This is a genomic window from Polaribacter marinaquae (assembly GCF_038019025.1).
GTDB lineage: Bacteria > Bacteroidota > Bacteroidia > Flavobacteriales > Flavobacteriaceae > Polaribacter > Polaribacter marinaquae.
Genome location: NZ_CP150496.1, coordinates 3142733 through 3165535 on the forward strand (window position 1 = coordinate 3142733; position 22803 = coordinate 3165535).

Consider the following 22803-nt stretch of genomic DNA (forward strand, 5'->3'; position numbering starts at 1 on the left):
TTATGCAAATATATATCTTAAAAAAGGTATTATGCAATACATAGTACTATAATTAACATTTTTTTAACATTTTTAAAATGCTAAATATGATTAATAAAAGTGGTACTTTGCCTGTCTTAATAAGCAATATGAAGATTACACCTAAAAAAGTAAACCTGTTTATGTTACTTAAATTACCATTGGGTTATTTAAGCGGAATGAGAGTTTTATCTATATCTAAAGATGAGACAGTTGTAAAAATTAAACATAAATGGATGAATCAAAATCCTTTTAAAAGTATGTTTTGGGCAGCACAAGGTATGGCTGCAGAAATGAGTACTGGTGTTTTGGTGATGAAAGCTATCGAAGATTCTAATAGAAAAGTTTCTATGTTAGTTACCAAGCAAGATGCAGCGTTCTATAAAAAGGCAACGGGTAAAATTATATTTACTTGCAATGGTGGTGTAGAAGTTACCAAAGCTATTCAGAAATCTATTAAGACAAATGAAGGGCAAGTTGTGGTTTTGTCTTCCGAAGGCGTAAATGAAGACGGTATAATAGTTTCAAAATTTAATTTTGAATGGAGTCTAAAAGTAAAGACTTAAACTAATTCGCTAGTTTTTTTTCTAAGATATAATTTTGGTCTTTCTTCGTTGTAGTCACAATCTTGAAAGATACCACAAGAAACACTAGTTCTAGCTAAAGATTTTGTCTCTTCGTGTTTTTTAGATAAGGCTTCAATTTCTGGAGATAAATATTTCATAATTGATTATAATTTAAAATTATGATGCAAAACTAGATTTTTTTTGAAGCAAATATGTTAAATAAAAGATAATTTTAGATTATTGATACTTTATCGAAATAAATTTTAAGCATAAAAAAACCGAGTATAAACTCGGTTTTTTTAATTTATTCTTTTGCTTTTATTTCGCTTATATATTTATCTAAACGTTTACCGTATGCAGATTTTTTAACATCTATTGATAATGAATTATTAATTGTGTCTAATAATTTAATGTTTGCATCGTACAATTGTGTTAATGCAATATATGGTGCTACTTCTAAGTCTTTATTGTTTAACGCAAAATTTGTGGTGTAAAGATATTTTCTACGGATCATTCTATCAAAGTCAGTTTTAACTTTAGTCATTAAATCTTGATCCTGTGCCTTTGTTGCTTCAAATTCTTTTTTAATAAATTCTAATCGTTGGTTTTTAAATTTGTTATTAACCTTTATAAAATTATTTAAAACTTCTTGATTTTTAGAACCTGTAATCTCTGGGTTGAATCCGAAAATATCAATATTATCATTAATTGTAATAGTTCCTTTATCACCAAAAAATAAAATTCTTTTATCTGTTGTTTTACTATCAAACGCTAAATAGTACATCACAGGCGATTCTACATTGTCTGTTAATTTAAAATTTCCGTCTCCAAAAACATTTACAGAATCTACAGAAACCAATAGTGTATCATTCATTTTCTGAAGATATAAGGTTCCTTTTTTAAGTCCTTTTATGTTTCCTTGAACAATCATGTTTCCATCTTTTTTAGACGAACATGCAAAAATTAACATCGATGCTAGTAAAACTGTTACTATTTTCTTCATTGTTTATAAAAATTTAGTCTGCAAATATGCTTTATTTTTTTAAATAGTTGAAGCTAATTCCATTAAAATTGTACACAAAATTGCACCAACTGTACCAATAGCGTATCCAAAAACAGCTAATAATACACCAACAGTTGCTAAAGAAGGATGAAAAGCTTGAGCTACAATGGGTGCAGAAGCGGCACCACCAACATTAGCTTGACTACCAACTGCTAAAAAGAAATAAGGTGCTTTAATTACTTTAGCAACAATTATTAATAAAACAGCATGTATTGTCATCCAAACAAAACCAATTGCAATTAATCCTGGATTTTCAAATGCCTGATTTAAATCCATTTTCATGCCAATTGTTGCAACTAAAATGTATATAAAAATACTACCAAGTTTACTTGCACCAGCGCCTTCATAGTTTTTAGCTTTAGTATAAGATAATAAAATGGCTACAATTGTAGAAATACTAATTAACCAGAAAAAACCAGATCCTAAGAAAGAAAACATATTTCGCCAAGTTTGAGATTCTATAGAAGCAACAAACTCAGAAAAAAATTGACTTAAGTATTTTGCTGAAAAATGACCAAAACCAACAGTACCAAATGCTATAGCAAGCATAATCATAAAGTCTGTTAATGTTGGATTTTTCTTTACTTTTTTAGTAAATAAAATTACCTTTTCTTTTAAGTCTTCGATAGCAGAAGTATCTGCTTTTAGCCATTTGTCTATTTTTTCTTTCTTACCAATACCAATTAGTAAAACTGCCATCCAAACATTTGCAATTACAATATCAACAATTACCATTCCGCCATATTTTGCAGGATTGTATTTGTAAATTTCTAGCATTGCAGTTTGGTTTGCACCACCACCAATCCAGCTACCAGCTAATGTAGATAAACCTCTCCAAACAGCATCAAAATCTGCACCACCAACTGTTTCGGGTGAAAATGCAGAAATTAATAATATAGCTAAAGGTCCGCCAATTATAACACCAACAGTACCAGTAAAAAACATGATTAATGCTTTAGAACCTAAATTAAAGATAGCTTTTAAATCGATACTTAGTGTCATTAAAACCAAAGCAGCAGGTAATAAGAATCTACTAGCAACGTAATAAAGTTGAGAAGAGTTTTTACTAACAGCGCCTGTAGCATCTGTAGTTTGCCATTCTGGAGAAATAATACCAACAGTGGTAAAAATTGCAGGAATAAAATATGCCATAAATAAACCTGGCACTATTTTATAGAATTTTGGCCAGAAGCCAGTTTTTAATCCTTCAGTATAAAAAACAAAGCCTAAAGAAATCATTAGGATACCAAAAACAATGGCATCATTTGTAAAAATTGGTTGCATAATTAAATTGTTTTCTTAGAAAAATCTGTATTTACAATGATACCTAATTGTAATCTTTTAAGTACTTCATTTGGCGTTTTAATTTGAAAATATCCGGCTTTTAATTTTATTGTATTGTTTAATTTATGCATAAAACCAACACCTGTCCAGTTTTGAGCAAATCTCTTACCTCTATCAAGGTTTAAGAAAAGTTCATTAAGAGCGTAAACACTCCAAGTTTTCGAAAGAGGATAACTTACATTCAAATCGTATCGTAACCAATTTTGAAATGCATCAACATTAAAATCTTGATGAATAAAGCGTTGCTCTAATCTAAAACGATGTTTTGCAGTAAATTCTCCCCAAAAAGACTTTAAATTTAAATCTTGGTAGTAACGATATTCGTATAAGTAATTTGATGGTGATTCGTAAGTTCTATCTGCTGTAGCGTAACTTAGACCAAGTGTAACATTTACCTTTGGATTAAATGTATAATTTAAACCTAACCTGTATATTTCTTGTTGAAAGTTTTCTGTAAGCTCATAATATCTAAAATGAGCCATCGTTTTTAAACCAAATTTATCAGATAATTTATGTGAACCGTTATACATAAACCAGGTACCTAATTTATCTTCTGCGGTAGATTGAGCCTTTGCTTTATTAATTATAAAGCAAAGGCAAATGAATAATAATAGTTTACGCATATTAATTTATAGAGTAAATTTTAGTGTCTTTAAATAAAGAAATTTTAATAGACTCTGTTTCTTTTTTGTAGTCTAACCAATCTTTATTAAAGAATGCGTTTGTTTCTGTAAGAGCTTTTTTAAATTCTTCTTTAAATTGATTCATTAAAACAGTCTCTGTTGATGTTTGTTCTCCAAAACGAGAACGGATGTATCTACTTGCTTGTCCAAAACGTTGGTTAACTGTAATTTCTGGATTTCTAGTAATACCTTGTCTTTTGTCTATAGAACCTAAATATTTAGCAAGTAAACCATCTATCTTTTTAATAACATCTTTAGAAGACTTAATTTGATCTTTATATTTTTTCTTGTCTTCTTTTGTTAACTGAGATTTAATTGTAGTTGCAGTATTTTTGCTTTCAACTAGTTGTTTTACAACATTTGCAATTTTCTCTTGATACCTCTCTAGCTCTTTACTTGCATTGTATTTTTGATTAATTGCTTTGTCAGAAATTTTTAATCTAGGATCAAATTCTACTTTGATGTTTTGTTCTTCTATGACATCTCCAAATGTCATTTTTAAACGATAAGTACCTGGTTTTACTGTAACACCACCAGGTTCTCTACTAGATTTTCTAATTCTTCTAGAAGCCCTAGCAACACCTTTTTCTCTTAAATACCATGTAGTTTTATGTACACCGTTTTCTTTAGGAGCTTTAAATTTTAAAGTTCTAATTTGTCTATTACCATCAAAAATTTCTAATTTAATAGAATCGAACTTTACTTTATTTTCTTTTGATGATTTAGTTTTAGTTCTAGGAACATTAACATAATAAGAAATTAATGCACCACTTCTTCTGTTTTCTCCTTGATAAAGTCCGTCTGCACCAAATCTACTACCTGTAGGTTGTTGTCTTGCTGCTTGATAAGCAACAGGAGGTTCAAATAAATGTAGTTTTTTAGAAGTTGCGTTTTTAGCAGCTAAAGCTCTTAATGGTTTAATGTCATCTAACACCCATGCAGCTCTACCAAAAGTACCAATAACTAAATCGTCTTCTCTTGGATGAATTACTAAATCTTTAACAGGTACAGTTGGGAAACCGTTTGTCCATTTTGTCCATTTTTTACCAGCATCTACAGAAATGTATAAACCATCATCTGTACCTAGAAATAATAAATTTTCATTTTTTGGATCTTCAATTATCGATAATGTATAACTCTGTACATCATTTTCATCTACAATTCTTTCCCACGTTTTACCGTAATTTTTAGTTCTATAAGCATACGGAGTGTAATTAAAACGTCTATAATCATTTGCGATTAAAAGAGCTTCGCCTTTATTTTTGTTTGAAGCTTTAATTTGAGTAATCCAGCTATTTTCTGGTAAACCTTTTAAGTTTTTAGCTACGTTGGTCCAAGAGTTTCCTCCGTTCATTGTAATATGAACTTGACCATCATCTGTTGCTGCCCAAATTACATCTTTTTGTAATAAAGAAGGTTCTATAACAAGCACAGTACAGTGATTTTCTGCACCGGTTGCATCCATAGTTAAACCACCGCTTTCAGATTGTCTTAATTTTTCTGGATCATTTGTAGATAAATCCGGAGAAATAACCGTCCATGTTAATCCTTTATCAGTAGATTTATGTACAAATTGACTACCAAAATAAAGTGTAGAATTATCGAATGGATCTATGTTTATTGCAGAATTCCAATTAAAACGCAATTCTACATTAGGATCTTTGTGTGTTGGTTTTACAGAATAATTATTACCTGTTAAGTAATCAAATCTAGATACAGAACCTTGTTGGCTCATTGTCCAACCATATCTAGAATCGTCTTTGTCTGGTACAACATCAAAACCATCACCAAAACTAATCTCTTGCCAATAAGAATTTCTAATTCCTTGAGATTTCCAAACATAAGCAGGACCTCTCCAAGAACCATTATCTTGCATACCACCGTAAACATTATAAGGAAATTCGTTATCAACATTTATATGGTAAAACTGTGCAACAGGTATGTTACCTATAAAACGCCAAGATTTACCACCATCTTTGGTAATATTTAAACCACCGTCATTTCCATCAATCATAAATTTACCATTATTTGGATGGATGTACCAAGCATGATGATCTGGATGCACACCATTATCTACACCATAAGCAGGCATTAATTCTTTAAAGCTTTTTCCGCCATCTTGAGATACGTTCACATACGTAAAAACTGTATATAATCTGTTTTCATTTTGAGGATCTACGTAAATTTCTGAATAATAGAACGGACGATTCCCGATACCAGGTTTATCGTTTATTTTTTTCCACTTAAAACCACCATCTTCACTTTTGTAAAGTGCATTTTTTTTAGATTCTACCAAGGCATACACAATGTCTGGATTACTTGGTGCAATAGCAACACCAATTCTACCTAATTCGCCTTTAGGAAAACCTTCTTTTTCTGTGATTTTTTTCCAATTATCACCTCCATCATAAGTAATATATAATCCAGAGCCTTCTCCTCCAGATTTAAAAAACCAAGGATCACGCTTGTGTTCCCACATTGCAGCGATTATTTTATTAGGATTGTTTGGATCCATAATTAAATCTGCAGCACCAGATTTTTCATTTGTAAATAAAATTTGTTTCCAAGTTTTACCACCGTCAGTTGTTTTATAAACACCACGTTCTTTATGTTCTCCCCAAGGAGAACCAATTGCAGCAGCGTAAACAACATCCGGATTTGTAGGATCTATAACAACTCTGTGAATATGTCTTGTTTTTTCTAAACCCATAGATTTCCACGTTTTACCGGCATCCAAAGTTTTATAAATACCAAAACCACCATTTAAACTGTTTCTTGGATTACCTTCACCAGTACCTGCCCAAACAACACTTGGGTTAGATTGTTGTATTGCAACAGCACCAATAGAGGCTGTAAGTTCTTTCTCGAAAATAGGTTCCCATTTAACGCCACCAGATGTAGATTTCCAGATACCGCCAGAAGCAGTACCAGCATAAATAATTTCTGGGTTAGCTGTAACAACATCTATAGAAGTTACTCTACCAGACATACCGCCCGGACCAATATTTCTAGGTTTCATGTTTTTTACTAAATCCATAGAAAACTCTTGAGAGAAGAGTAGGGAAGTAGCGCACAAAAAGACAAGTGTAAATAGTTTTTTCATTAGTTTAAGTTTGTTGAATTTGAATATTAGCGAACAAGATACAAAATAGAAAACGCTCAATAAAAATTGAGCGTTTTTTTAACATAAATTAGCATTTTAAGAACCTTACAAATAGATTTAGTCTTCTTTCTTTTTAGGTTCTCTGTTGTTTTCTTTTAAGGCTTGCATTAACATCCATTCTATTTGACCATTTGTAGAACGAAACTCATCTGCAGCCCATTTTTCTATAGCTTTTAGCATATCTTCATTAACTCGCAACGCGAAAGCTTTCTTTTTTGCCATATTATTTGTTTACAAATTGAACAACAGTTTCAATTAATTCTTTTGATAAAGGGAAATCACTAGAATAATAAGATTTTAAATTATCTTCTTCTTTTTCTATAGTTTTTAAAACATGATTCATGTTTTTGATAAAAACTAATTTTGCATTTGCATTCGCTTCTTTAAGCTTTTTTGCATCTTCAATTGTAACTTGCGTATCTTTTTCTCCTTGAATAATTAAAGTAGGAATTGTCAATTTCTTAATTTCTTCTAAAGGATCAATTTGCAACCAAGAATATAAAAAAGGTTGATTTTTTTTTGAAAAAATAGTTACTAAAAACGGATTTATCTTTTCTATTTTCCCTTTAAATCTAAGTGTATCGAATTGTTTTTTTACAATAACACCTAGCATAGGATTATTCTTTTTTATTTGCTGAGTCATTATTTTATCTATTGTTTCTCCTGCGCCAGCAATAGAAATATATTTATCGATATTTTTTGATGCTAACATTGCAATTAAAGAACCTTGACTATGACCTGCTAAAATAATTTTAGAAAATTGTTTCTCTTTTTTTAAATGAGAAATTACTGTTTCCACATCAATCACAAAATCTCTAATTTTTGTGTCTTTTAAATATGGATAGTTTTTTTTATAAGCGGTTCTTTTGTCATAACTAAAAAAAGCAATATTCTTTTTATTTACAGAATCTCTAAACTCTTTAATGTAATTTGCTTTTACTGGTGTACCTGCTTGATTACCATTTCTGTCTACATTACCAGAACCATGTACCCAAATTATTAACGGAGATTTTTCTTTTGTAAACGTTAACGTTCCGGGTAATTCTATTTCTCCGTTTTTAATTACAATTTCTTCGGATTCTATTTGTGCAAAAGCAGTTTTAATTCCGAATAAAATAATAACTATGGATGTAATAATTTTGATCATTTTAAATTTATTTCATAGGTTTTTAAAACCTGAATTACACTTTCTTTTTGTTGAGTTCCTATAAGAAGCTTTTTGCCATCTTTAAGCTCTAATTGAATACCAATATCGCCAGAAACATTTATACATTTTCCTTTTTCTTTATTCCAAAATGAACCACCTTTAAAACCCCAACCACCATATTCTCCTATAGGATCATAGGTTCTAACATATGCTTTATTTATTTCTGTCCATTTTATCAATTTTAATTTTAAATGAAACGGAAAAAATTGATAATAAATTCCTTTTTCGTCTATTCTGGTTTTAAGTTTAAAAAGAAAAATTAGTAAGGCAGAACCTATTATAGCTAAAATGCTTAAAATAAGTTCATTTGTACTAATAGAAGAGTTGGCTTTATTATAATCTTGTAGTATAAGAGTAATAGGTACAATTAAACTAACAGACATTAATAAAATTAACCAAGTTTGCGTAAAGCGCTGCTCTTCTTTAAAAACTTTCATATTAACGGTTTTTATCTCTTTCGAAAACAATTTTAAGGCTTGGTAAAATTTGGCAAACTTCCCAACCTTCCCTTGCATGTTGATTTAAAAGTTCTTCATATCGTTCGTAAAATTTTCTAAATCCTGTTTTAGGTTGTACTACTTTGTATTCTTTCATTTTTTTACTTTTTTATTTTTATTAGCATCATAAATAATTCCGAATGCAATTCCTAAACTTACACCAATTGCAATGTTATTCATAACAACGCCAATAGCTGTTCCTATTGCAATGCCAATTGCAAGACCTGTTCCTTTTTTGTGTTCCATATCTTAATGACTTAATGTACCAGCGTTCACAACCGGAGAAGCTTCTTTATCTCCGCAAAGTATAACTAGAAGATTACTTACCATTGCCGCTTTACGTTCTTCGTCTAGCTCAACAATTTCTTTTTTATTTAACTCTTCTAATGCCATTTCAACCATTTCTACAGCACCTTGCACAATTTTGTGTCTAGCAGCAACAATAGCTGTTGCTTGTTGTCTTTTTAACATTGCCGATGCAATTTCTTGTGCATAAGCTAAATAACCTATTCTTGCTTCTAAAACCTCAATACCGGCAATAGATAAACGTTCGTCTATTTCTTTTTCAAGTGCTTCCGAAACTTCATTAACGCTAGAGCGTAAAGTAATGTCTTCATCATGGCCTTCATCAGCAAAATTATCATAAGGATACATGCTTGCCAGTTTTCTAACAGCTGCATCTGTTTGCACTCTTACAAAATTTTCGTAGTTATCAACATCAAAAGCTGCTTTATATGTATTTGTAACACGCCAAACTAAAATGGTAGAAATCATTATTGGGTTTCCTAATTTATCGTTTACTTTTAATCTTTCAGAATCGAAATTACTAGCTCTTAAAGAGATTGTTTTTTTTCTAAAAAAAGGATTTGCCCAATACAAACCATTTGCTTTTATAGTTCCAACATATTTTCCGAAAAGTAAAATTACTTTAGATGTGTTTGGGTTTACTAGAATAAAACCAAAGAAACCAATAAAACTTAAAAAAGTAATAATTAAATAGATTGGCGTTTTATGATAAAAAGCCATTACAATACTACCTATAAATAGCGTAAAAACTATAAAAAGCATTAAATAGCCATTTGCAAGTTTTATTATTTTTTCTGATTTCATGATGTTTGTTTTAGATTGATATTAAATTGATATCACTAATATATCAATTATTTTGTAGTTACCAAAATTAATTTGAATTATATTTTTTATAACTTCGCAAAAAATATATAAAATTTTAAAAATGAAACTTAAATTATTTTTATTGATTTCTTTCTTCTTTATGTCGAAACCAGCAGCAGAAGATACTCTGTTTTGGGGTCAAAATGGTCATAGGGCAACAGGTAAAATTGCAGAAGGGCATCTTACTAAAAGAGCAAAAAGAAAAATAGATAAATTATTACAAGGGCAAAGTTTGGCTTTTGTGTCTACTTATGCAGATGAAATTAAAGCAGATAGAGCTTTTCGTAAATATTCTTCTTGGCATTATGTAAATATGGGGCTTAATGAAAGTTATGCTGATGCTGCAAAAAATCCTAACGGAGATATTGTAACCGGAATTAATAAATGTATATCAGTTTTAAAAGATGATAATAGTTTAGAGGCAGACAAAGCTTTTCATTTAAAAATGCTTGTGCATTTTATAGGAGACTTACATCAACCAATGCATATTGGGCAAAGAGAAGATAAAGGTGGTAATACCATACAGGTGCAGTGGTTTGGTAAAGGAACAAACTTACATTCAGTTTGGGATACTAAAATGATAGAAAACTGGAATATGAGTTATTTAGAATTGGCAGACAATGCAAGAGATTTATCTAAAAAACAAATTGCAGCAATAAAAGAAGGTACAATTGTAGATTGGGTTAACGAAGTACATCAATTAACTAAAAAAGTTTACGGTTCTGTAAAAAAAGGAGAGAACTTACGTTACAGATATTCTTACGATCATTTTAGTATTGTAAGAGATCAATTACAAATAGGAGGAATACGATTAGCTAAAATTTTAAATGATATTTTTAGTTAATTTTATTGCTAACAAATACTAAGCCTCATTAAAATTAATGAGGCTTTTTTTATGTTAGGAATTTAATAAATGATAAAAAATAATTCTAAAAAAGCGTATTTTTATAAAATGAAAACAAAATTATTAATTGGTTGTTTCCTTTTAGCATTTATTGTTTCATGTAAAAAAGAGACAGCGAATTCCGAAGTTAAAAAAACAGAAGAAATTTCTAACATTTCTGTAAAGTCTTATTCTTATGATGAGTTAAAGCCTTTACTAGAAAAGAAAGATGATAAAATTTATGTTGTAAATTTTTGGGCAACTTGGTGTGCACCGTGTGTAAAAGAATTGCCTTATTTCGAAAAAATTAATAAGGAATATGCTTCTAAAAATGTAGAGGTTTTATTGGTGAGTTTAGATTTTCCGAGGCAAGTAGAAAAAAAGTTAATTCCTTTTATTAAGAAAAGAAATTTACAATCTAAAGTAGTTTTATTAGATGATGTAAACGAAGATGTATGGATTAAAGATATAGATTCTACATGGTCTGGTGCGATACCAATTACCATCATTTATAATAAAGACAAAAGAAAGTTTTACGAGCAATCTTTTACCTACGAGTCTTTAGAAAGCGAATTAAATAAATTTATAAACTAGATAATTATGAAAATTTTAAAAACAACTTTAGTATTAGTTATGGTTGCTTTTTTATCAGCTTTTACTTTAAAAGTAGATAAAGAAAGTTATAAAATAGGAGATAAGATTGAAGACTTCACTTTAAAAAATATAGATAATAAAATGGTCTCGTTATCAGATTATAAAAACGCAAAGGGTTTTGTAATTATCTTTACCTGTAATACTTGTCCGTATTCGGTAGCAAATGAAGATCGAATTATTGCTTTGGATAAAAAGTATAAAGAAAAAGGATTTCCGGTAATTGCAATAAATCCTAATGACCCTGTTGCTGTGCCAGATGATAGTTTTGCTAAAATGAAAGATAGAGCTAACGAAAAAGGATTTACTTTTCCTTATTTATTGGATGTCGGTCAGAAAGTATATCCAAAATTCGGAGCAACAAAAACACCACATGTATACATTGTTACTAAAAATGATATGAAGGTAAAATATATTGGTGCAATAGATAATAGTTCTAGAAATCCAGATAAGGTTACAGAAAAATATGTAGAAAATGCGCTAGATGCTTTATTAAAAGGTGCTGAGATTCAAAAGAAAGAAACAAGAGCGATTGGTTGTACAATCAAAGTTCAATAAATAAAATAAAAAATCCCAAACAATTTAGTTTGGGATTTTTTTATTATTCTTCGATGCTAACATGAAACAAAGCATCTCCTTTATTTACAATTGGTGTTTTGTTAGTGCAAAAAACGTGACCGTTAAATGGTGCATAAACTTTCTTTTTAAATTCGCCAAAAGGATCTTGTATAACTCCTAAAACATCTTTTTTCTTTACATAGCTGCCGTTAGCAACTCTTACTTTAAACATTCCAGAATGCGAAGCTCTAAGCCATTTTGCTTTTTTAACATAAATCGGAGTTTCTCTAACTGTTATTTCTCCTTCAATTAAGCCTAAATGAATTAAAACATTTTTTGTTCCATTTACACCTTCGTTAATAATTGTAGGGTTTAATTCTTTTGATTTTCCACCTTCAAACAACAAAACAGTTTTTCCCATTTTATGAAGAGTTTCTCTAAGCGATTTAATTATGTTGTTAGAGTAAACTATAATTGGCGGATTAAAAACTTTAGCAAGTTCTAAACCTTTATCATCATCTTTATTACATCTTATTTGTGCAATATTATCTCTTTCTCCGCCGCCCGTATGAAAATCGATTACATAATCTATAAACGGAGCAATTTCTTTTGTAAACTGATATGCAAATTGACTTGCTAAAGAACCATTTGCTGTTCCTGGAAACATTCTGTTTAAATCTCTACCATCAGGAAACTCTCTGGTTTGTATTAAGTAACCAAAAATATTAAAAACAGGAATACAGATTATGGTTCCGTTTTTAGGTTTATTAATTCCTAAACTAATAATTTCTCTAATAATTCCTACGCCGTTTGTTTCATCACCATGTATTCCGGCTAAAAGTAAAACTACCGGTCCCGGGTTATGAGATCTTTCAATAATAACAGGAACCTTTACTGTAGTACGTGTATGTAATTTTGCAACTTCTAAATCTAGAACTGTGCGTTTTCCTTTAGGAATTTCTTTTCCTAATAGTACAAAAGGTTTATTCGACATGTATTTCTAAATAACGTATAATTTCTTTGGCAATATTTTTACCAGTAGCAATTTCTATACCTTCTAATCCCGGAGAAGAGTTTACTTCTAAAACTAAAGGTCCTTTAGAAGATTGTAACATATCTACACCAGCAACTCCTAAACCTAAAGCTTTGGTTGCTTTTAGTGCAGTTTTTTCTTCTTCGTCTGTCAATTCTATAACAGTTGCGTTACCACCTCTGTGTAAATTAGATCTAAACTCACCTTCTTTTCCTTGACGTTTCATAGCGCCAATAACTTTACCATCTACAACAAAAGCTCTAATATCTGCGCCGCCAGCTTCTTTAATAAATTGTTGCGCAATAACTCTTGCGCCCAAACCATTAAAAGCTTCTAATACAGATGTAGCAGCATTTTTTGTTTCCGCTAAAACAACACCTAAACCTTGTGTACCTTCTAACAATTTTAAAACCAATGGCGCACCACCAACAGATTCTACCACATGTTCTACATCTTTTGTGTAATTTGTAAAAACAGTTTTTGGTAAACCAACACCAGCTCTAGCTAAAATTTGTAAACTGCTTAATTTATCTCTAGATCTAGTAAGTGCTTGAGAAGAAACAGATGTAAATACCTTCATCATTTCAAATTGACGAATTACTGCTGTACCATAAAATGTAACCGATGCACCAATTCTAGGAATAATGGCATCGATGTTAGTTATGTATTCTCCTTTATAATGAATTTTAGGAGATTTCTTTTCTATCTCGATATTGCATTTTAAATGATCTACCACCTGAACTTCATGACCTCTTTTTTCTGCGGATTCAACCAATCTTCTAGTAGAGTATAATTTCGGATTTCTAGATAAAATTACAATTTTCATTTATTTTTATTTTTTAATTTGTGTGATAAGTCTTTTTTTATGGTGTCTATCACAAACTTTTTATTTAAAAATTTTCTTCCAAGTAATATAGGAAATTTCATGTCTTTTCTTTCACTTAAAGTCAAATAAATAGGAAATTTCTTTTGAAACATAATTATTTCTGTATGTATCATAAATCGAGTTTCAGAAATTCCATTAGAACTTTTAACAATTTTAGAAGCATAGTTTTTAAAAGTAAACTCTTTATTATTGTAAAGATCGTGTTCTGGATCTAATAATTTAAACCGAATATAAGTTGAATCATCAACAGTTATTTCTTTAATATTAGAACAGTGTATAGAAGAGGTATATGCACCAGAATCTATTTTAACATCTATATCTGTTAAAGATAATTCTGGAAAATCAGCTTTGTCAACTCTTCCAATTGTAATTTTCATCCGATTGTTTTAAGTACTGTAAAATTAACAATACTAATTCATTTTAAATAAGAAAATTATTACAATTTTGCAATTGCAGCTTCTGCACATCTTTCACCGTCCATGGCAGCAGAAATTATTCCACCGGCATAACCACCACCTTCACCACAAGGAAATAATCCTTCTATTTCTGTATGCTCTAGATTTTCTTTTCTAGGTATATTTACAGGAGATGAGGTTCTAGATTCTACACCAATAATATTTGCTTCATTGGTATGATAACCATGCATTTTTTGTCCGAAAGCAGCAAAACCTTTTCGTAATCTACTTCCAATAATTTTAGGTAATAAAGAGTGTAAAGGTGCAGATTTTAAACCTGGTTGATAACTACAATCATTTAAATCTGTAGATAATTTTCCATCTATAAAATCTCCTAGTCTTTGTGCAGGTGCAGTTTGAGTTCTTCCGCCAGCGTAAAAAGCAATTTTTTCTAAATCTTTCTGAAATTCTAAACCTTTTAAAGCACCAAATTTCTCATATTTTTTAAAATCTCTATCAATATCTAATTCTACAACAATACCAGAATTAGCAAATTTGTTATTTCTTTTACTTGGCGACATTCCGTTGACTACAACTTCTCCGTTTGCAGTTGCTGCAGGAACTATAAATCCACCAGGGCACATGCAAAAAGAATACACTCCGCGATTATTAACTTGGTGCACTAAACTGTAGGCAGCTGCAGGTAAAAGCTCGTCTCTTTCACCAGAACAGTGGTATTGAATCTGATCTATAATTTCTTGCGGATGTTCTACACGAACTCCCATTGCAAAAGACTTTGCTTTTAAAGCAATTTCTTTTTTATGTAATAATTCGTAAACATCTCTAGCAGAATGACCAGTTGCTAATATTACAGAATTTACAGGCATTTCTTGTCCGTTTTGTAATTGAATTGCTTGTAATTTATTGTTCTTTACAATAAAATCTGTTACTCTAGTTTCAAAGTGAACTTCGCCACCAAATTTTAAAATGTTCTCGCGAATATTTTGAATTATTTTAGGTAATTTATTGGTTCCAATATGCGGATGTGCATCAATTAAAATTTGTTCTGTAGCGCCATGAAATACTAAGTTTTCGAAAATCCTTCTAACATCGCCACGTTTTAAACTTCTTGTGTATAATTTTCCATCAGAATATGTACCAGCGCCACCTTCACCAAAACAATAATTAGAATCTTCGTTTACAAAATGATCTTGGTTAATTGCTTTTAAATCGCGTCTTCTTTTTTGTACATCTTTACCTCTTTCTAAAACAATTGGTTTGTAACCTAACTCGATGCATCGCAAAGCAGCATACATACCAGCAGGACCAAAACCTACAATATGCACTTCTTTTGCGTTAGAAACATCTTTGTATTTAAATATATAATCAGATTTTTCTGGAATCGGTTCATTTAAATATACAGCAACTTTATAATTAAAAATTATATCTTTTTTACGTGCGTCTATCGATTTACGCAAAACTTTTACCGCATTAATTTCCTTTTTATCAACTTCTAACTTTTTAGAAGCTTTGTATAAAAGTATATTTTCTTTGCGTTCTTCTATTAAATTTACACGAAGCTGAATTTCTTTAACCATTTTGCAAAAGTAATTAAATTAGGCGTGATTATACTGATGAAAATAACACAGTTTTTAAAACTAATATTAGAAGTTTTAATTAAATAACTAATTAGTTAAAGGTGCATTTAATCATTCTATCGTTACCAAAGTAATCTTTTTTTAGAATGATGTTTGTAAAGCCTTTTTCTTTTAGCATTAAAACAGTTTCTTGGCCTAAATATTGATTGATTTCAAAAAATAAAACTCCGTTTTTTAACAAATGATTTTTAGCTAAATCTGCGATTTTCTTATAAAATAATAACGGATTATCATCTTCTACAAAAAGTGCAAGATGAGGTTCATTGTTTAAAACATTTTGTTTTATTTCTGCTTTTTCTAGCTCTCTAACATATGGCGGATTTGAAACAATAATATCAAATTTTTGTGGCAAACTATTAGTTTCTAAAATATTCTGTTCTATAAAACTAATTTCTACATTGTTTAGAATTGCATTTTTTTTAGCCACTTTTAAGGCTTTATTAGAAACATCAATGGCAAAAATATTTGAGCTTTTTTGCTCTTTAGCCAAAGATATAGGAATACAACCAGAACCAGTACCAATGTCTAATATTGATGCTTTTTCGTTTGATATTTCTTCTGTTTTGTTTATTTCTTCTAAAATCCAACTAACTAATTCTTCTGTTTCTGGTCTCGGAATTAATGTGTTTTTATCAACTAAAAAAGGATATCCATAAAACTCTGTATTTCCAATAATGTATTGAATAGGTTCTTGTTTTTGAAGTCTTGTGATAATGTTTTTTAATTCGATTTCAATAGAATCTTCAATTAAAAAATTTGGATTAATAACAGTATCAATCCTTTTTAAATTTAGTTTTTCTTCTATCAAAATGAAAAAAAACGAGTCAATTTCTGTTTGTGGATATGTATTAGAAAGAGCTTCTGTAAATAGAGTTTTAAATTCTTTTAATGTCATAAGATAATTATAATAAAGGACTAAAAAACCTACACAAACGCTCTAAAGTTTTCTGTTTGTTAGATCTATTTAAAAATTCTTCTAAGTTAATTTTGGTAGCTTTACTTTTTCTTTTGTCAAACTCTTCTCTAATTGTAGAAGTGGCTTTTTTATCAAAAATAATGGCATTTAATTCGTAGTTGTGTTCAAAACTTCTACAATCAAAATTTGTAGAACCAATCGATGCAATTTCATCATCAATAAAAATTACTTTAGAATGAGCAAAATCGTCTCTAACATAAATTTCTACACCCGCTTTTAATAAGTCTTCAAAATAAGAATACATACTGTAAGTTGCTACTCTAGAATCTCCTTTTTTTGGTAAAACAAGCATTACTTTAATGCCGCTTAAAGCCGCGATTTTAAAAGCTTCTAAAATAGAAAAAGTAGGTATAAAATAAGGATTCATCACACAAATACTTTCTTCTGCTAAGTTTATAAAACTAAGGTATTGTTGCATTACAACAGATTGATCATAATCTGGCCCGCTAGAAACAATATGAATTTTAGAGTTTGCATTAGTTTTGTGTTTCTTGGTATATTTTTCGTTTTTACTTAAATCTTTTTCTGTTGCATAATAGTAATCTCTTAAAAAAGTTTTGTGTAAATTATTTACTGCATCACCTTCTAATTTTATGTGTGCATCTTGCCAAATACCTAAAAAATCGTCATCATTAATATACTCATCAGTAATATTAACACCACCGGTAAATCCTATTTTATTATCAATTACACATATTTTTCTATGATTTCTAAAATTTAAAGTGAAAATAAAATTACCATATCTTAAAGGCATTTCCGGATGAATTTCTACGCCAATGTCTTTCAGCTCTTTTTTAATTTTACTTTTTAAATCGAAACTTCCAATAGCGTCGTATAAAATTTTTACTTCAACGTTTTCTTTTCTCTTTTCTTTTAAAAGTTCTATTAATTCTGATAAAATCTTACCTTCTTCAATAATATAGTATTGAAGGTGAATAAATTCTTTTGCGTTTTTAATTGCTTCGAAAATAGATTCGAACGTTTCTTTACCGTTTTTTAAAATGGTTAAATTGTTATTAACATCTAAAGGAATCCCAGTATTATTGTAAATTAAATTAGATATTTTTTTTGATTTGTTATCCTTAAGTTCTTCTGTGTTTTTATTCTCTTTATTGTCAAAAGTACTTTTAATGTAGTTTTTTCTTTTTTTAGTTTCTTTTAGTTCAAAAAATTTGATTTTTCTTCTATTAATACCAAATAATAAAAACGCAAAAACGCCTAAAAAAGGAAAGAAAAAACAAATAAGAATCCAGCTTAAAGACTTTGAAGGTTTTACGCCAAAATATAAGATATTGTAAAAAGCCCAACTAAAAAGTAGAATATGAACGCCAGAAAGTATGTAGTAAATCAAAATTAGTTAATTTTTTTAAGCATCCAAACATTACAAGAATAATGGCCGGTGTTACCCATTGGTTTGTCTAAATTTACAAAACCATTTTTTGCGTACAGTTTTCTGGCAGCTTCCATGTATGGCATTGTTTCTAAATAACAATTATCAAAACCAAATTCTTTTGCTTTTTCTAAGCATTTGGTAATTAATTTGGTTCCAATTCCTTTACCTCTAACAATTGGTAAGAAATACATTTTTTGCAGTTCGCAAATGTTATCTTCGCAATTATCTAGTTTAGCAATTCCAGCGCCACCAACTACAATATTGTTATGTTCTACCACAAAGTATGCAACTTTTTCTTTTTGATAATTTTCGAACATGCTATCAGTAGCTTTATCTTCGTACGCAGTTCCAATTTTTGGCGCGCCCATTTCTAGAATTACACTTCTAATTACTTCAGAAAGTTGTTTATTGTCTTTAGGTTGAATTTCTCTTATTATAAAATCTGCACTTGTCATTTAATACTGTATTTTTGCAAGAGCAAGTTACCTAAAAAAATAATCTTATTTGATGAAAAACATACTATATTTTTCGCTACTGTTTTTGTTGATATTTGGCTGTTCTGTTCAAAAAGAACCAGTTTTTGTTAAGGTTGATAATGTAAAAGTAGTCAGTTTTGCTGCAGATACCATAAAGTTAAAAGCAATTGCTTTTTTTGAAAACCCAAATGATGTTGGCGGAAAAATTTCTACTGATGATTTGGCTGTTTTTGTAAACGATACAGAAGTTGCTCAGATATTTTCTGAAGATTTTAAAGTGCCTGCAAGAGATAATTTTTCGATACCCTTAATTGCACATATTCCTACCAAAAACTTTTTAAATTCTAATAAAAACGGAATGTTAGAGGGTTTGATTAATTCGTTTATATCAAAAAAAATAAGTGTAAGAATTAAAGGAAATTTAGAATATGTAGTTTTCGGTTTCAAAAGAGATTTTTTGGTAGACAAAACAGAAGAAATTAAAATTAAATTTTAGGTTATTAACAAAGAAGTTTACATAAAGCGTTGCTTACAAATTGCAGAAAACGGAGTAGGAACAACAAGACCAAATCCTTCTGTAGGTGCAGTAATTGTTTACAATAATAAAATTATTGCAGAAGGATTTACTTCTCCGTTTGGCGGTAATCATGCAGAAGTAAATGCAATTAATGCGGTAAAAGATAAGTCGGTTTTAAAAGATGCTACAATCTATGTAACATTAGAACCTTGTAGTCATTTTGGTAAAACACCACCGTGCGCAGATTTAATAGTAAAACATCAATTTAAACAAGTTGTAATTGGTTGTTTAGATTCTAATACGTTGGTTGCAGGTAAAGGTGTTAATCGTTTAAAAGATGCAAATATTAATGTGGTTGTTGGTGTTTTAGAAAATGAGTGTAGAGCGCAACATAAACGATTTTTAAGTGTTCAAGAAAATTTAAGACCGTATATTATTTTAAAATGGGCAGAAACCAAAGATGGTTTTATTGCGCCAGAAACCAAAAAAGAAAAAAAGCCTGTTTTTATTTCTAACTCGTATTCACAACAATTAGTACATAAATTAAGAAGCAAAGAACACGCAATTATAGTTGGTACAAATACAGCTTTGGTAGATAATCCGAAGTTAAATTTAAGAACTTGGTCTGGTTTAAACCCTGTAAGAGTAGTTTTAGACAGAACACTTAAAATAGAGCAAAGTGCTAATCTTTTTGATAAAACTATCAAAACAATTGTCTTAACAGGAAAAAAATCAGAAAAGCTTAATTCAGAAAATTTAATATTTGAAAAAATTAATTTCGACGATAATTTAGCAGCTACTATTATTAATGTATTGTCTAAGCATAAAATACAATCTTTAATTGTAGAAGGTGGTACGCAAACCTTACAAACATTTATTGCCCAAAATTTATGGGATGAAGCGTTAGTCTTTGTTGGTAATTCTTCTTTTAAAAAGGGTGTTGTTGCACCAAAGATTGCTAAAAATTACAAAGAGCATTTTATTAAAGATGATGTTTTAAAAATTTTTAAAAATGATTAAAAATATAATTTTCGACTTTGGTGACATTTTTATCAACCTTGATAAAGAAGGAACCTATAAAGCGATGGCAAAACTTGGTGTCACAGAAATTTCTAACGAAATGGTAGAAATTTATCATCAATATGAAAAAGGTTTCATTTCTTCGGATGAATTTATAGACTTTTACAAGCAGAAGTTTCCTGCTATTGATAGCAAAGATTTGGTGGATGCGTGGAATGCAGTTTTATTAGATTTTCCTGAAAGAAGACTAAAGTTTTTAAAAGAATTGAGCAATTCTAAAAAATACAACCTTTTCTTGTTAAGTAATACCAATGACTTGCATATTTCTTGGATTCAAGAAAACTGGGGAATGGATTTGTACTCAGAATTTAAAAATTGCTTTTCTAAATTTTATTTATCTCATGAAATTAATTTTAGAAAACCAGATTTAGATATTTATCAATTTGTGCTTACAGAAAACAATTTGGTCGCTAAAGAAACGCTATTTGTAGATGATTTAAAAGTAAATACAGATGCCGCTAAAACTTTAGGTATTAATGTTTGGAATTTAATTCCGGGAGAAGAAGATGTAGTAGAATTGTTCACTAAAAAACATATTTAATTTGATTTTTTTATTGTTAAGTATCCTGTTTTCTACAGGATTGTTTGTGATTTTTAAATATTTTGGTATTTATAAAATAGATGTTTTAAAAGCCATATTTGTAAATTATATTGTTGCATTTTCAATGGGTTTTTTACTTGCAGAAAGGCAAATACCTATTTCAGAAATTTATTTACAACCTTGGTTTCCTGGTGCTTTGGTTTTGGGGGCTTTGTTTATTTCTATCTTTTTTGTGATGGCCATGACAGCTCAGAAAAACGGAGTTTCGGTAACTTCTATCGCAGGTAAAATGTCTGTGGTTGTTCCGGTTTTATTTGGTATATTTTTATACAACGAATCTGTAACTATATTAAAAGTTCTAGGAATCGTGATAGCATTAATTGCGGTCTACTTATCGTCTGTTAAAGAAGAAAAAACGCAGAATTCTGGTACTTTACTATTCCCAATTTTATTATTTATAGGTTCTGGTGCTATCGATACTTTAATAAAATACGTACAAGTAAATCATGTTGCAGATCAAGACGTTTCTATATTTTCTGGAAGTTTATTTGGTATTGCAGCGATATTTGGTGGTCTAATTTTAACAATTAAGGCAATTAGAAAAAGAAGTTCTTTTGGACTTAAAAATATTGTTGCAGGTGTTGTTTTAGGAGTTCCAAATTATTTTTCTATCGTATTTTTAATAAAAGCTTTGCAAAATAAAAACTTTGAAAGTTCTACGTTGTTTACAGTAAATAATGTAGCTATTGTAATTGTATCTACACTAGTTGGTTTATTGCTTTTTAAAGAGAAATTTAGTTTAAAGAATAAGATTGGTGTGGTCTTAGCAATTCTAGGTATTGTTTTAGTAACCATTGCATAAATGAAAGAAGACGTATATAAAACAATAGAAAAACCATCAGTAGAAACTCTTTTTAAAGAAAAAGGGAGTAAATTTTTTGGATACACATTTCCTGTTACTTCAGAAGATGATGTAAAGGAAAGATTAGAAGAGCTTCGAAAAAAACATCATACGGCGCGTCATTTTTGTTATGCTTACCAATTAGGAATTGAGAAAATTAAATTTAGAGCAAATGATGATGGTGAACCAAATAATTCGGCAGGAATGCCAATTTATGGTCAAATTCAGTCTTTTGAAGTTACTAACATTTTGGTAGTTTCTGTTCGTTATTTTGGCGGTACAAAATTAGGCGTAGGTGGTTTAATTTCTGCTTATAAAACATCAGCACAAATGGCGCTTGAGGCTTCTGATATTTTAGAAAAAACCATTAATATTTTCTATAAACTTACTTTTAATTACGATTTAATGAATGCTGTTCAAAGAGTGGTTAAAGAAAAAAATATAGAAATTGTACATCAAAAATTAGAAATGAATTGCGAATACACCATTTCTGTTCGTAAAAATGATTCAGAAATGATTTTTACTATTTTTGATAATTTGTACAAAGTTAAAATTAAAGAGCTAGAGTAATATCTAAAATCCTAAGCTTTCTAATAAGTATTTTGGGCATCGTGTTGGCTTCATGTTAGCAGCGTTTATAAATGCTAAGACAGTGTTTCCTGTACAAATTAATTCATCATTTTGATTTTTAATTTCATAATCAAATTCTATTTTAACCAAAGGCTCTTTTTTTAAAAAAGTGTGTATTGTTAAAACATCATCATAAAGAGCAGATTTAATAAAATTACAGCTTAAAGAAATAACAGGTAGTATAATTCCGTTAGTTTCCATATCTTTGTAAGTAACCCCTAAAGAGCGTAGCCATTCTGTTCTACCAAGTTCAAAAAATTGCGCATAATTACCGTGATATACTACACCCATTTGGTCTGTTTCAGAATATCTAATTCTTGTTTTCGTTGATGATTTTTTCAATTGTTATAGATAGAATTTATTTTAGCATTTTACGTAAAAAAAAGTTAATAATCAATAGCAAATTGATTTTTTTATACTGAATTTTATTCACACTTTTGTACAACCTAAGAAAGCAGGCAAGTTCCCTTTTTTCGCCCAAAAAATAATAATCTAAATAGTATCAAAATTAATA

At 29.6% G+C, this 22803-nt stretch carries 28 protein-coding genes; 9 read left to right on the top strand and 19 right to left on the bottom strand.

The features are described from left to right. The first annotated feature begins 128 nt into the window (after positions 1-128). On the top strand, positions 129-584 hold the full coding sequence (locus tag WG950_RS13980) for a DUF4442 domain-containing protein (RefSeq protein WP_340935268.1): 456 nt from the start codon (positions 129-131) through the stop codon (positions 582-584). On the opposite strand, the gene WG950_RS13985 is transcribed toward WG950_RS13980, so the two are convergent. The 11 genes from WG950_RS13985 to WG950_RS14035 all read right to left on the bottom strand — a co-directional run bounded on the left by WG950_RS13985 (position 581) and on the right by WG950_RS14035 (position 9651). Beyond that, entirely contained in the window at positions 581-742 is a 162-nt protein-coding gene (locus WG950_RS13985; protein WP_340933199.1) for a hypothetical protein, read from the bottom strand. The genes WG950_RS13980 and WG950_RS13985 overlap by 4 nt on opposite strands. Before the next feature lie 146 nt (positions 743-888). Beyond that, on the bottom strand, positions 889-1587 hold the full coding sequence (locus WG950_RS13990) for a DUF4369 domain-containing protein (RefSeq protein ID WP_077809717.1): 699 nt from the start codon (positions 1585-1587) through the stop codon (positions 889-891). 39 nt (positions 1588-1626) lie between these two features. After that, a complete protein-coding gene (locus tag WG950_RS13995; protein WP_340933201.1) occupies positions 1627-2931 on the bottom strand; it encodes a DUF819 domain-containing protein in 1305 nt (434 codons plus the stop codon). 2 nt (positions 2932-2933) lie between these two features. Further along, complete coding sequence (locus tag WG950_RS14000; protein ID WP_340933204.1) at positions 2934-3614, bottom strand: DUF2490 domain-containing protein; 681 nt, start codon at positions 3612-3614, stop codon at positions 2934-2936. Position 3615: 1 nt separating this feature from the next. Next, complete coding sequence (locus WG950_RS14005; protein WP_340933205.1) at positions 3616-6777, bottom strand: VPS10 domain-containing protein; 3162 nt, start codon at positions 6775-6777, stop codon at positions 3616-3618. A gap of 117 nt (positions 6778-6894) precedes the next feature. Next, a complete protein-coding gene (locus WG950_RS14010; RefSeq protein ID WP_077809713.1) occupies positions 6895-7059 on the bottom strand; it encodes an Arc family DNA-binding protein in 165 nt (54 codons plus the stop codon). A gap of 1 nt (position 7060) precedes the next feature. Then, on the bottom strand, positions 7061-7984 hold the full coding sequence (locus tag WG950_RS14015; protein ID WP_340933208.1) for an alpha/beta hydrolase: 924 nt from the start codon (positions 7982-7984) through the stop codon (positions 7061-7063). Continuing rightward, a complete protein-coding gene (locus WG950_RS14020) occupies positions 7981-8481 on the bottom strand; it encodes a hypothetical protein (protein ID WP_340933210.1) in 501 nt (166 codons plus the stop codon). The genes WG950_RS14015 and WG950_RS14020 overlap by 4 nt, the downstream gene beginning before the upstream one ends. A gap of 1 nt (position 8482) precedes the next feature. Continuing rightward, on the bottom strand, positions 8483-8638 hold the full coding sequence (locus WG950_RS14025; RefSeq protein WP_340933213.1) for a DUF4177 domain-containing protein: 156 nt from the start codon (positions 8636-8638) through the stop codon (positions 8483-8485). Continuing rightward, positions 8635-8787, bottom strand: a complete 153-nt coding sequence (locus tag WG950_RS14030; RefSeq protein WP_172830843.1) for a hypothetical protein — start codon at positions 8785-8787, stop codon at positions 8635-8637. The genes WG950_RS14025 and WG950_RS14030 overlap by 4 nt, the downstream gene beginning before the upstream one ends. A 3-nt stretch (positions 8788-8790) precedes the next feature. After that, a complete protein-coding gene (locus WG950_RS14035) occupies positions 8791-9651 on the bottom strand; it encodes an SPFH domain-containing protein (protein WP_077809710.1) in 861 nt (286 codons plus the stop codon). Positions 9652-9772: 121 nt separating this feature from the next. Here WG950_RS14035 and WG950_RS14040 point away from each other — a divergent pair, with 121 nt between their 5' ends. From WG950_RS14040 to WG950_RS14050, 3 genes are all read left to right on the top strand, one after another. Then, positions 9773-10555: a S1/P1 nuclease gene (locus tag WG950_RS14040; RefSeq protein WP_340933215.1), complete on the top strand. Its 783-nt coding sequence runs from the start codon at positions 9773-9775 to the stop codon at positions 10553-10555. Positions 10556-10663: 108 nt separating this feature from the next. Beyond that, a complete protein-coding gene (locus WG950_RS14045) occupies positions 10664-11188 on the top strand; it encodes a TlpA disulfide reductase family protein (RefSeq protein WP_340933216.1) in 525 nt (174 codons plus the stop codon). 6 nt (positions 11189-11194) lie between these two features. Next, positions 11195-11803 (top strand): thioredoxin family protein, encoded by a 609-nt coding sequence (locus WG950_RS14050; RefSeq protein WP_079736938.1) that lies wholly within the window; start codon positions 11195-11197, stop codon positions 11801-11803. Positions 11804-11846: 43 nt separating this feature from the next. On the opposite strand, the gene WG950_RS14055 is transcribed toward WG950_RS14050, so the two are convergent. From WG950_RS14055 to WG950_RS14085, 7 genes are all read right to left on the bottom strand, one after another. Further along, a complete protein-coding gene (locus WG950_RS14055; RefSeq protein WP_077809707.1) occupies positions 11847-12797 on the bottom strand; it encodes a succinylglutamate desuccinylase/aspartoacylase family protein in 951 nt (316 codons plus the stop codon). Further along, positions 12787-13662 (bottom strand): 30S ribosomal protein S6--L-glutamate ligase, encoded by an 876-nt coding sequence (gene rimK, locus WG950_RS14060; RefSeq protein ID WP_079736937.1) that lies wholly within the window; start codon positions 13660-13662, stop codon positions 12787-12789. Before rimK ends, WG950_RS14055 begins: the two co-directional genes overlap by 11 nt. Next, positions 13659-14099 (bottom strand): ATP-dependent zinc protease, encoded by a 441-nt coding sequence (locus WG950_RS14065; protein WP_340933220.1) that lies wholly within the window; start codon positions 14097-14099, stop codon positions 13659-13661. The genes rimK and WG950_RS14065 overlap by 4 nt, the downstream gene beginning before the upstream one ends. A 59-nt stretch (positions 14100-14158) precedes the next feature. Continuing rightward, positions 14159-15715, bottom strand: a complete 1557-nt coding sequence (locus WG950_RS14070) for an NAD(P)/FAD-dependent oxidoreductase (RefSeq protein WP_340933222.1) — start codon at positions 15713-15715, stop codon at positions 14159-14161. Positions 15716-15806: 91 nt separating this feature from the next. Beyond that, the gene (prmC, locus tag WG950_RS14075; RefSeq protein ID WP_340933223.1) at positions 15807-16670 is read right to left on the bottom strand and encodes a peptide chain release factor N(5)-glutamine methyltransferase; all 864 of its coding nucleotides are present in this window, start codon (positions 16668-16670) and stop codon (positions 15807-15809) included. A gap of 7 nt (positions 16671-16677) precedes the next feature. Further along, complete coding sequence (gene cls, locus WG950_RS14080; RefSeq protein ID WP_340933224.1) at positions 16678-18102, bottom strand: cardiolipin synthase; 1425 nt, start codon at positions 18100-18102, stop codon at positions 16678-16680. Positions 18103-18104: 2 nt separating this feature from the next. Continuing rightward, positions 18105-18599: a GNAT family N-acetyltransferase gene (locus WG950_RS14085; RefSeq protein WP_077809700.1), complete on the bottom strand. Its 495-nt coding sequence runs from the start codon at positions 18597-18599 to the stop codon at positions 18105-18107. A gap of 52 nt (positions 18600-18651) precedes the next feature. Between WG950_RS14085 and WG950_RS14090 the strand changes: the two genes are divergently transcribed. Genes WG950_RS14090 through WG950_RS14110 form a run of 5 tightly spaced genes read left to right on the top strand, consistent with a single transcriptional unit; the run spans position 18652 to position 22229 of the window. Beyond that, positions 18652-19116, top strand: coding sequence for a hypothetical protein (locus tag WG950_RS14090; protein WP_340933228.1), 465 nt, complete (start codon positions 18652-18654; stop codon positions 19114-19116). A 3-nt stretch (positions 19117-19119) separates the two neighbouring features. Beyond that, on the top strand, positions 19120-20157 hold the full coding sequence (ribD, locus tag WG950_RS14095) for a bifunctional diaminohydroxyphosphoribosylaminopyrimidine deaminase/5-amino-6-(5-phosphoribosylamino)uracil reductase RibD (protein WP_375241151.1): 1038 nt from the start codon (positions 19120-19122) through the stop codon (positions 20155-20157). Continuing rightward, positions 20150-20758, top strand: a complete 609-nt coding sequence (locus WG950_RS14100; protein ID WP_340933230.1) for an HAD-IA family hydrolase — start codon at positions 20150-20152, stop codon at positions 20756-20758. The genes ribD and WG950_RS14100 overlap by 8 nt, the downstream gene beginning before the upstream one ends. Position 20759: 1 nt before the next feature. After that, positions 20760-21620 carry an EamA family transporter gene (locus tag WG950_RS14105; RefSeq protein WP_340933231.1) on the top strand — a complete coding sequence of 287 codons (861 nt, stop codon included), beginning with the start codon at positions 20760-20762 and terminating at the stop codon, positions 21618-21620. Then, the gene (locus tag WG950_RS14110) at positions 21621-22229 is read left to right on the top strand and encodes an IMPACT family protein (protein WP_340933232.1); all 609 of its coding nucleotides are present in this window, start codon (positions 21621-21623) and stop codon (positions 22227-22229) included. A 3-nt stretch (positions 22230-22232) separates the two neighbouring features. Here the strand turns inward: WG950_RS14110 and WG950_RS14115 are convergent, their stop codons facing one another. Then, positions 22233-22631 (bottom strand): acyl-CoA thioesterase, encoded by a 399-nt coding sequence (locus tag WG950_RS14115; RefSeq protein ID WP_079736926.1) that lies wholly within the window; start codon positions 22629-22631, stop codon positions 22233-22235. Positions 22632-22803 lie beyond the last annotated feature (172 nt).

What these genes read in the sequence shown, in the direction of transcription:
- WG950_RS14030 (WP_172830843.1), bottom strand. Translation starts at nt 8,787, where the DNA reads ATGGAACACAAAAAAGGAACAGGTCTTGCAATTGGCATTGCAATAGGA.
- WG950_RS14090 (WP_340933228.1), top strand. Translation starts at nt 18,652, where the DNA reads ATGAAAAACATACTATATTTTTCGCTACTGTTTTTGTTGATATTTGGC.
- WG950_RS14025 (WP_340933213.1), bottom strand. Translation starts at nt 8,638, where the DNA reads ATGAAAGAATACAAAGTAGTACAACCTAAAACAGGATTTAGAAAATTT.
- WG950_RS13985 (WP_340933199.1), bottom strand. Translation starts at nt 742, where the DNA reads ATGAAATATTTATCTCCAGAAATTGAAGCCTTATCTAAAAAACACGAA.
- prmC (WP_340933223.1), bottom strand. Translation starts at nt 16,670, where the DNA reads ATGACATTAAAAGAATTTAAAACTCTATTTACAGAAGCTCTTTCTAAT.
- WG950_RS14035 (WP_077809710.1), bottom strand. Translation starts at nt 9,651, where the DNA reads ATGAAATCAGAAAAAATAATAAAACTTGCAAATGGCTATTTAATGCTT.
- WG950_RS14015 (WP_340933208.1), bottom strand. Translation starts at nt 7,984, where the DNA reads ATGATCAAAATTATTACATCCATAGTTATTATTTTATTCGGAATTAAA.
- WG950_RS14045 (WP_340933216.1), top strand. Translation starts at nt 10,664, where the DNA reads ATGAAAACAAAATTATTAATTGGTTGTTTCCTTTTAGCATTTATTGTT.
- WG950_RS13990 (WP_077809717.1), bottom strand. Translation starts at nt 1,587, where the DNA reads ATGAAGAAAATAGTAACAGTTTTACTAGCATCGATGTTAATTTTTGCA.
- WG950_RS14055 (WP_077809707.1), bottom strand. Translation starts at nt 12,797, where the DNA reads ATGTCGAATAAACCTTTTGTACTATTAGGAAAAGAAATTCCTAAAGGA.
- WG950_RS14100 (WP_340933230.1), top strand. Translation starts at nt 20,150, where the DNA reads ATGATTAAAAATATAATTTTCGACTTTGGTGACATTTTTATCAACCTT.
- WG950_RS14050 (WP_079736938.1), top strand. Translation starts at nt 11,195, where the DNA reads ATGAAAATTTTAAAAACAACTTTAGTATTAGTTATGGTTGCTTTTTTA.
- WG950_RS14010 (WP_077809713.1), bottom strand. Translation starts at nt 7,059, where the DNA reads ATGGCAAAAAAGAAAGCTTTCGCGTTGCGAGTTAATGAAGATATGCTA.
- WG950_RS14085 (WP_077809700.1), bottom strand. Translation starts at nt 18,599, where the DNA reads ATGACAAGTGCAGATTTTATAATAAGAGAAATTCAACCTAAAGACAAT.
- rimK (WP_079736937.1), bottom strand. Translation starts at nt 13,662, where the DNA reads ATGAAAATTGTAATTTTATCTAGAAATCCGAAATTATACTCTACTAGA.
- WG950_RS13980 (WP_340935268.1), top strand. Translation starts at nt 129, where the DNA reads ATGAAGATTACACCTAAAAAAGTAAACCTGTTTATGTTACTTAAATTA.
- WG950_RS14005 (WP_340933205.1), bottom strand. Translation starts at nt 6,777, where the DNA reads ATGAAAAAACTATTTACACTTGTCTTTTTGTGCGCTACTTCCCTACTC.
- WG950_RS14070 (WP_340933222.1), bottom strand. Translation starts at nt 15,715, where the DNA reads ATGGTTAAAGAAATTCAGCTTCGTGTAAATTTAATAGAAGAACGCAAA.
- WG950_RS14110 (WP_340933232.1), top strand. Translation starts at nt 21,621, where the DNA reads ATGAAAGAAGACGTATATAAAACAATAGAAAAACCATCAGTAGAAACT.
- WG950_RS14065 (WP_340933220.1), bottom strand. Translation starts at nt 14,099, where the DNA reads ATGAAAATTACAATTGGAAGAGTTGACAAAGCTGATTTTCCAGAATTA.
- WG950_RS14020 (WP_340933210.1), bottom strand. Translation starts at nt 8,481, where the DNA reads ATGAAAGTTTTTAAAGAAGAGCAGCGCTTTACGCAAACTTGGTTAATT.
- WG950_RS14000 (WP_340933204.1), bottom strand. Translation starts at nt 3,614, where the DNA reads ATGCGTAAACTATTATTATTCATTTGCCTTTGCTTTATAATTAATAAA.
- WG950_RS14040 (WP_340933215.1), top strand. Translation starts at nt 9,773, where the DNA reads ATGAAACTTAAATTATTTTTATTGATTTCTTTCTTCTTTATGTCGAAA.
- WG950_RS13995 (WP_340933201.1), bottom strand. Translation starts at nt 2,931, where the DNA reads ATGCAACCAATTTTTACAAATGATGCCATTGTTTTTGGTATCCTAATG.